This window comes from Bacillus sp. SIMBA_008, from assembly GCF_046535495.1.
In the GTDB taxonomy this organism is placed as follows: domain Bacteria; phylum Bacillota; class Bacilli; order Bacillales; family Bacillaceae; genus Bacillus; species Bacillus subtilis.
Map to the genome: position 1 here is coordinate 1 of NZ_JAWRWL010000068.1, position 398 is coordinate 398.

1 protein-coding gene is annotated in these 398 nt (G+C 51.3%); it reads left to right on the forward strand.

Annotation, left to right across the window (positions count from 1 at the left end; translation table 11 throughout):
* Nucleotides 1-398 (forward strand): PEP/pyruvate-binding domain-containing protein (locus SB658_RS22145; protein WP_410602347.1); only part of this gene is annotated, 398 nt, incomplete at both ends.

Below are 398 nucleotides of genomic sequence, written 5' to 3' on the forward strand. Positions count from 1 at the left end.
GTTGAATGTCAGAACAGATCAAGACATGTCCAGGGCGATTGAGGAAGTCCGCCGGTCGGTACAGTCAGCAAGAGTAAAAGCGTACAGCGCCGTTCAGGGAATGGAAGATGAGCATGAAATCGCAATCGTCATCCAGCTGATGATACCGTCTGAGATATCCGGAGTGCTGTTTACCGCAGATCCAATTACGGGGAGCAGGCGGGAGATGACAGGCAATTACGTCTACGGTCTCGGGGAGCAGCTCGTTTCCGGGGAAGCCGAGGCCTATTCTTTTAAACTGGCACGGCCCAAGAAAAAATATGACGGCCCCGGGGAATTTCGCAAATATGCGTCAAAGCTCTATAAACTGGCGAAAAAGCTGGAAAAAGATCTTGGAGGGCCGCAGGATATTGAATGGG